This is a genomic window from Pauljensenia sp. UMB6358 (genome assembly GCF_030216865.1).
GTDB classification, from domain to species: domain Bacteria; phylum Actinomycetota; class Actinomycetes; order Actinomycetales; family Actinomycetaceae; genus Pauljensenia; species Pauljensenia turicensis_A.
Map to the genome: position 1 here is coordinate 1 of NZ_JASOMS010000062.1, position 367 is coordinate 367.

The 367-nt window shown below is 61.9% G+C and carries 1 pseudogene; it reads right to left on the reverse strand.

What is annotated here, in order from left to right:
* Window positions 1-367: pseudogene (locus QP381_RS08640) on the reverse strand (hypothetical protein); the annotation flags it as partial.

Below are 367 nucleotides of genomic sequence, written 5' to 3' on the forward strand. Positions count from 1 at the left end.
CGTCGTGATCTCCGAGCCGATGGGGAGAGGATTCTCCCTGGAGGAGCCGGCATCGCCCTCATTCGTAGCGGGGGCGTTCGATTCGGCGGGAGTGCTTTGAGGCGACGAGGCTGCGGGGGTCGAGGTCGTGGTCTCAGTGGTCAGCGCCTGATCTACGGCGTGGTCGATGACGGCGATGAAAGCAATGGCTGCGACGATGGTTCCAACGATGGAAATGATGATCGCTGCGAGGCCTTGACCATGGGCCTTGTCCTTCTGAAGCACGGCGACGAGTCCGAGGACGAAGGAGGCGGGCAGGAGGATCCACCCGAGGATTATGATGCCGGGTACACACGAGAGAATTGTTCCGGCGATGGCGAGGATGAGC